The organism is Achromobacter sp. 2789STDY5608615, assembly GCF_001298995.1.
GTDB classification, from domain to species: Bacteria; Pseudomonadota; Gammaproteobacteria; order Burkholderiales; family Burkholderiaceae_B; genus Achromobacter; species Achromobacter insuavis.
In genome coordinates this window covers 24785-30677 of the sequence record NZ_CYTY01000046.1, presented here as the reverse complement: position 1 = coordinate 30677, position 5893 = coordinate 24785, and the positions used below count along the sequence as shown (strand labels likewise).

General features: G+C 70.2%; 6 protein-coding genes. 4 read left to right on the top strand and 2 right to left on the bottom strand.

The genetic code is table 11. The features are described 5' to 3' along the window. The 4 genes from AOZ49_RS27175 to AOZ49_RS27160 all read left to right on the top strand — a co-directional run. Nucleotides 1-833: DUF2950 family protein (locus tag AOZ49_RS27175; RefSeq protein WP_369815880.1), on the top strand; the 833-nt coding region annotated here is incomplete at its 5' end. Nucleotides 834-1043: 210 nt separating this feature from the next. Next, a complete protein-coding gene (locus AOZ49_RS27170) occupies nt 1044-1988 on the top strand; it encodes a YVTN family beta-propeller repeat protein (RefSeq protein WP_054435004.1) in 945 nt (314 codons plus the stop codon). Then, nucleotides 1972-2766 (top strand): polysaccharide deacetylase family protein, encoded by a 795-nt coding sequence (locus AOZ49_RS27165; protein ID WP_054478853.1) that lies wholly within the window; start codon nt 1972-1974, stop codon nt 2764-2766. Before AOZ49_RS27170 ends, AOZ49_RS27165 begins: the two co-directional genes overlap by 17 nt. Before the next feature lie 2 nt (nt 2767-2768). Beyond that, the gene (locus tag AOZ49_RS27160) at nt 2769-3782 is read left to right on the top strand and encodes a sterol desaturase family protein (RefSeq protein ID WP_054435010.1); all 1014 of its coding nucleotides are present in this window, start codon (nt 2769-2771) and stop codon (nt 3780-3782) included. 270 nt (nt 3783-4052) lie between these two features. Here the strand turns inward: AOZ49_RS27160 and AOZ49_RS27155 are convergent, their stop codons facing one another. Continuing rightward, the gene (locus AOZ49_RS27155) at nt 4053-4550 is read right to left on the bottom strand and encodes an acyl-CoA thioesterase (protein ID WP_006392482.1); all 498 of its coding nucleotides are present in this window, start codon (nt 4548-4550) and stop codon (nt 4053-4055) included. A gap of 78 nt (nt 4551-4628) precedes the next feature. Beyond that, the coding region (locus AOZ49_RS27150; RefSeq protein ID WP_054478852.1) for a DUF1254 domain-containing protein at nt 4629-5893 on the bottom strand (1265 nt) is incomplete at its 5' end.

The following is a 5893-nucleotide window of genomic DNA, read 5'->3' as shown; positions in this document are numbered from 1 at the left end:
TAGGCACCATGAACAGCGGAGTCTCCATCATGAATGCGTGTGCCCGTAACGCCGGCCGCGGCCTGCGCCTGGCCGGCGCCGCTGCGCTGCTGGCGCTGGCGGCCCTGGCCACCAGTGACCGCGAGGCCGTGGCCCGGGTGCTGGGGCCGGACTACCGCCAGCTCGTGCCGGGCGGGGTGGGGCAGGACGAGATCTACCGGTTCCTGGCCGCCTGGGCGCGCAAGCACGAGGTGGTCGCCGATGGCGACCGGCGCGCCTGGCTGGGGGTGGGCGATTCCGGCTGGACGCTGGCGGTGCCGATCGTGCGCGTGGCGCAAGGCTGGCGTTTCGACCCCGTCGCGGGCAAGGCGGAAATCCGGCGCCGCACCATCGGGCGCAATGAACTGACCGCCATCGACACCCTGCAGGCGCTGCAGGCGGCGCAGGCCCGTTACCGCGACGGCATCGGCCAGGGCCGCTACGCCGACCGGCTGGTGAGCCAGCCCGGCGCCACCGATGGCCTGTACTGGCCCGACCTGCCCGGTTATCCACCCCAGGCGTTCGGTCCCGACGCCTTGGCGATGGGGCCGGACGTGCCGGTGGCGGATGCCTATTACGGCTACCGTTACAAGGTGCTGCCCGCGCGCGGCGGCGGCGATGGCTACTGGATCCTGGCCTGGCCGGCGCGCTACGGCGAGACCGGCATCGGCAGCTTCGTCATCGACGCCGGCGGCGGGGTGCGCGAGGCCGACCTGGGGCCGGCCACCGGACGCCGCGCGCCCGCGCTGCAGGGCACCGATGTCTCGTTCGGAACCTGGAGCAGCATTACGCCGCAACCCGTTGGCGCTAAATGATTTTTTACGTTTGTTGCAGTGGCCCCGGGCAAGCGTTGTAGCGGTGCCGCAAACCGCGCCGCGGTTTGCCCGGCGGGCGCCGGCTTACGGTTTTTTGACAGTTGGCTATGCCAAAATGGCGGGCACTGGGATCGGTGCCCGATCCCCTTTTGTCGGACCTGGAAATTGAATCCCTTGCATTTTGTCCGCTGCGCCATTTTTGGCGCAGGGATGGCGCTCAGCGCCGCCGCGGCGTCGGCCCCGATCTTCGTCCTGAACTCCCTGGACGCGAACGTCAGCATCGTCGATCCCGCCACCTACACGGAACTGCGGCGCGTCCCGACGGGCAAGGAACCGCACCACCTGTACCTCACGCCTGACAAGAAGTCGCTGATGGTGGCCAACGCCACCGGCGACTCGATCACGCTGATGGACCCCAAGACCGGCGAGGTGCAGCGCACCCTGACCGGCATCGTCGACCCCTACCAGCTGCAGTTCTCGCCGGACATGAAGTGGTTCGTCACGGCCGCCAACCGCCTGGACCACATCGACATCTACGCCTGGAAGCCGCTGGACAAGGGCTTCGACCTGAAGCTGGTCAAGCGCATCCCGGCCGGCAAGACGCCCAGCCACATCATGATCGACGCCAAGAGCACCACGGCGTACGTCACCCTGCAGGACAGCGACCAGCTCATCGCCATCGACCTGGCCACGCAGACCCCCAAGTGGACCGTCTCGGTCGGCAAGACCCCGGCCGACGTGTTCCTCACGCCCGACCAGAAGACGCTGCTGGTGGCGCTGACCGGCGATTCCTACGTCGAGGCCTATGACGTCAGCAAGGGCCCGGCCAAGCTGATCTCGCGCATCAAGACCGCCGCCGGCGCGCACGCCTTCCGCGCCCAGGGCGACCAGCGCCACCTGTTCGTCAGCAACCGCACCGCCAACTCCATCAGCCGCATCGACCTGCAGACGCTGGCCGTGGTCGACACCTTCCCGGTGCCGGGCGGCCCCGACTGCATGGATGTGCTGGCCGACGGCAAGACCCTGCTGGTCACGTCGCGCTGGGCCCGCAAGCTCACCGTGGTGGACCTGGAGCAGAAGAAGGTCGTCAAGCAGGTGACCGTCGGCAAGTCGCCGCACGGCGTCTGGACGCTGAACCATGCGCCGACCCGCTAAACGGCAACTGGCCGCCGCCGTCTGCCTGGCGCTGGCGGCGCAGGCCGCCACGGCGGCCCCGGCCACCTGTGACAAGCCGGTCTACCTGACCTTCGACACCGGCCACATGGGCGTGGCGCCGCTGATCGCCGACGTGCTGGCGCGCCACCACGTCAAGGTCACGTTCTTCCTGGCCAACGAGCGCACCCTCACCGACGGCAGCAGCCTGGACGACCAGTGGGCGCCGTGGTGGAAGGCGCGCGCCGCCGAGGGCCACGCGTTCGGCTCGCACACCTACGACCACGTCTACTGGCAGGGCGACCTGCCGGACGGCAAGTTCCGCGTCAAGCCCAGCGCCGGCCCCGGCACGGGCAAGCGCGAGACCTGGACCGCCGAGCAGTACTGCGCCGAGATCAAGCGCTCCGCCGCCCGCTTCACGCAGATGACCGGCAAGCAGATGCTGCCGCTGTACCGCGCGCCGGGCGGCAAGACCTCGCCGGCCCTGCTGCGCGCCGCCAAGGCCTGCGGCTTCGAGCACGTGGGCTGGGCGCCGGCCGGCTTCCTGGGCGACGAACTGCCCAGCGACAAGTACCCCAACGCCAAGCTGCTGGACCAGGCGCTGCGCACCATCAAGCCCGGCGACATCCTGCTGGCGCACCTGGGCATCTGGTCGCGCCAGGACCCCTGGGCCCCCGCCGTGCTGGAGCCGCTGATTGAAGGCCTGCAGCGCAAGGGCTTTTGTTTTGCCACTTTGGATACGCATCCCGCTTACCGCGACTGGATCGCTACGCATCACTGATCATGGATACGCTTAGTCAATGGTTCGGGAACTGCCAGCAATGGCTGTTCGAAACCCTGGTGCAGCCGGCGCTGTTCCACCTGGGCCTGAGCAATTTCATCGAGGACGGCTACGACGCCACCATGTGGCTGCTGGTCGGCCTGCTGCAGGTGGCCGTGCTGCTGCTGGTGTTCGGCCCGCTGCAGCGCCTGCGCCCGGTCGAGCCGGTCACCGACCGCCGCCAGATCGGCATCGACGTGCTCTACACGCTGATCCACCGCCTGGGCGTGTTCCGCCTGGCGCTGTTCTTCACCATCGATCCGTTCTGGGACAGCATCTTCGGGCAGCTGCACATCTGGGGCTTCGCGCCGTTCCAGCTCGACCAGTACTGGCCCGGCGTGACCGACCAGGCCTGGGTCAGCCTGATCATCTACCTGTTGCTGTTCGACCTGGTGGACTACCTGTACCACCGCGCCCAGCACCGCTTCGCCTGGCTCTGGGCGCTGCACGCGGTGCACCACAGCCAGCGCCAGATGACCATGTGGAGCGACGACCGCAACCACCTGCTGGACGACATGCTGCGCGACGTCGTCGTGGTGTTCGTGTCGCAGCTGGTGGGCGTGCCGCCCGCGCAGTTCGTGGCGATCGTGGCCATCACCCAGCTGGCGCAGAGCTTCTCGCACGCCAACCTGCGCATGCACTTCGGCGCCATCGGCGAGCGCCTGCTGGTCAGCCCGCGTTTCCACCGCCATCACCATTCCATCGCCTACGACGCGTCGACGCCGGGGCCGGCCGGCGGCTACAACTTCGCCGCGCTGTTCCCGATCTGGGACGTGCTGTTCCGCTCGGCGCGCTTCGGCGTCGGCTACGGCCCCACCGGCATCCATGACCAGCAGCCGGAGCTGGGCGGCCGCGACTACGGCCGGGGCTTCTGGTCGCAGCAGTGGCTGGGCCTCAAGCGCATGGTCGGCCGCGACCGCGAGCCGCCCGTGGCCGCGCCGCCGTCCCGTCCGCCAGGCGCGGCCGAAGGCGCGTAACGCGCCGCGTCGCGCCGTCGCAAAAAAACCGGGCCTCAAGGCCCGGTTTTTTCATGTCCGGTCACCTGTGACCTGGACGCAGCTCGTCGCAAGAATAGCCGCCCGCCCGCCGGGCCGCCCCAAGGGCGGGCAGCCCCCTCGGGGGGCAGCTAGCGCGCGAAGCGTGCGCGGCGTGGGGGCCTTTCCTACCGCCCGCCGGGCCGCCCCAAGGGCGGGCAGCCCCCTCGGGGGGGGGCAGCTGGCGCGCGAAGCGCGCGCGGCGTGGGGGGCTCACCCTTCATTGGTGGTTTCGCGCTTGATCTCGTCGTGGCGCCGTTCCATTTCCTGGCGCAGCTCGCGGCGCAGGCGGGCGGCCTCGAAGCGCTGCTTTTCCTCGAGGTTGCGCGGCGCCAGCGGCGGCACCGCGGTGGGGGCGCCGTTGTCGTCCACCGCCACCATCGTGAAGTAACAGCTGTTGGTGTGGCGCACCAGTTTCTTGCGGATGTCCTCGGTGACCACCTTGATGCCGATTTCCATCGAGGTGCGGCCGGTGTAGTTCACCGCCGCCAGGAAGGTCACCAGCTCGCCGACGTGGATCGGCTCGCGGAACACGACCTGGTCGACCGACAGGGTCACCACGTACTGGCCGGCGTAGCGGCTGGCACAGGCGTAGGCGACCTGGTCCAGGTATTTGAGGATGGTTCCGCCGTGCACATTGCCTGAGAAGTTCGCCATATCGGGCGTCATCAGGATGGTCATCGACAGTTGGTGGCTAAAGGCGTCGTCCATGGCGGGCGTTCTACTCGGCGTCAAAACGCCTATGGTAGTGGCGAAACCCTGTCATATCGCCGTCTGCCGCCAGGTTTGTCAGGGTTTCTTCGCGGGCGCGGACGCCGGGGGCGTGACGACGGGCGCCGCGGCGGCGGACGCCGGCTCGGGCTGCGCCTCGGGTTCAGGCGCCGGTTCGTCGCGCACCGCGGGCGGCGGCGTCCACAACCCGTCCAGCAGCGCCGGGCCGGGGCCGTAGGCACGCAGCAGCACGTAGACCGGGCCGCTGGCCGCCAGCGGCAGCCAGTTGGCCTGGGCGCCCGGCTCGGGGGCGGCGTGGCTGATCACCAGATCGAGCGAGCCGTCGGCGTTGTATTGCAGCGGATCGCGGTCGCCCAGCGCGTAGCGGTCCACCGGATTGGCCATGGGCAGGCCCTGGCCGTCATAGGCCGCCAGCGACCATAGCGCGCCGGCCGGCGGCAACTGGCCGCTGTCGAAATGCAGCACGTAGCGGTGCGCGCCATCCAGCGGCCGGCCCAGGCTGTCGGCCGCCAGCAGCAACGCGGTCAGGTCCTCGGGCAGGCCCGAGCCAGGCTGCGCCTGGGCGGCCAGCGCGCGGCGCAGGTAGGCGTTGCCGTAGACGCCGAGGCTGGCCGTCTCCAGCTGCCAGCCGTTGATGCTCTTGAGGGTGGCGCCGGCGGCGGCTTCCATGCGCTCGCGCGCCTCGCGCAGGCCGCGGCGCAGGCCCTGCTTGACCGGGTTGTCGAGCTTGTCGAAATCGAACGGCCGGCCGGGGATCAGCCCGACCCGGCGCAGCTTGGCCAGCACCGGCTGGTCGGTGGCGTGCGGCGGATTGCGGCGCAGCAGCTCGGCGGCGCGCACGAAAAAGGCCTCGGTCGGCATGGCGTCGACCTGCTCGCGCACCGGGATCTTCAGATCCAGGGACGGGTCGGCCTTGATCCGCTGCGATTGCGGCGGCAGGTTCCACTGCGCCAGCGGCGTCAGCGTGAAGCCGTCCTGCAGCGCGTTGACCGCCGCGTACTCGGCCGCGCCGTCGGTCTGGATCAGGGCGCGGGCCCAGACGTAGGCGGTGGGCGCGTCGATGCGCGGCATGCCGGAGGGCAGCGTGCCGCTCCAGCCCGGCGGCACGATCGCGGTGTTGCCGCGCGCCGTGCCGGTGCTGCGCTTGCCGAGCGTGGCGAAGGCGTCGTTCCACATGTCCAGCAGCGTCAGGGTGTACAGGCGGCCGTGGCTGTCAGGCGTGGACAGCACCACGGGGCCGGCCGTCAGGTCGAGCCAGGCGGCGCTGCGCAGCATGTCGGGATTGGCCCAGGGCAGGGCCGCGCCGGGGCGGGGCAGGGTGC